At 33.8% G+C, this 1,029-nt stretch carries 1 protein-coding gene; it reads left to right on the forward strand.

What is annotated here, in order from left to right; all coding sequences use genetic code 11:
* Position 1 precedes the first annotated feature (1 nt).
* Positions 2-1,029: transporter permease (locus tag HMPREF0202_RS01730; protein ID WP_023051667.1), on the forward strand; the 1,028-nt coding region annotated here is incomplete at its 3' end.

Below are 1,029 nucleotides of genomic sequence, written 5' to 3' on the forward strand. Positions count from 1 at the left end.
AATGAAGAAAAAAATCAGAATACCTGATACGTATGTCATTATCTTTTTTGTAGTTGTCTTTGCTGCAATTCTTACTTACCTTATCCCAGTTGGTAGCTTTACCATGGAAAAAATTCAATACGCTACTGAAGCTGGTATGAAAACTAGAACAGTTCCTGTTCCAGGAAGTTTTAAATATGCATTAAATGATTTAGGACAGCCACTTACTAAAGGTATTCCTATATTTGCTGCTGGCGGAGATATGAGTGTTACTAACTATATCTTTGAAGGTCTTGTTAGTGGAGATAAATGGGGAACTGCTGTTGGTATTATCGCATTTATCCTTATCACTGGTGGAGCTTTTGGTATTATTTTAAAAACTAAAGCTGTTGAAGCTGGAATACTTAATATGATTAAAAAAACTAAAGGATCTGAGGCACTGCTTATACCTCTTGTTTTCCTTCTATTCTCTTTAGGTGGAGCTGTATTTGGTATGGGTGAGGAAGCTATTCCTTTTGCTATGATTCTTATACCTATAGTTGTTGGTATGGGATATGATTCTATCACCGGTATTTTTATGTGCTATATATCAACTCAAATTGGATTTGCTACATCTTGGATGAACCCTTTTAGTGTGGCTATCGCTCAAGGAGTTGCTGGAGTTCCTGTACTTTCTGGAGCTATGTTTAGAATAGTTATGTGGATATTCTTTACAGCTTTTGGAATTATCTATACTATGAGATATGCTAAAAAAGTTAAAGCTAATCCTGAATTATCAATATCCTATGAAACTGATAAATTCTTTAGAGATGACTTTAAAGCCGATGAAGCAGAGGACTTAGAGTTTAAATTTGGACATAAACTTGTATTTTTAACAATATTCTTAGGAATGTCTTGGATTGTTTGGGGAGTTGTTTTCCATGGATACTACTTACCTGAAATAGCTGCACAGTTCACTATTATGGGTATTGTTTCTGGAATTATTGGAGTTATCTTTAAATTAAATGATATGACTGTTAATGATATTGCTATCTCTTTTAGAAAAGGTGC

Source organism: Cetobacterium somerae ATCC BAA-474, assembly GCF_000479045.1.
GTDB classification, from domain to species: Bacteria; Fusobacteriota; Fusobacteriia; order Fusobacteriales; family Fusobacteriaceae; genus Cetobacterium_A; species Cetobacterium_A somerae.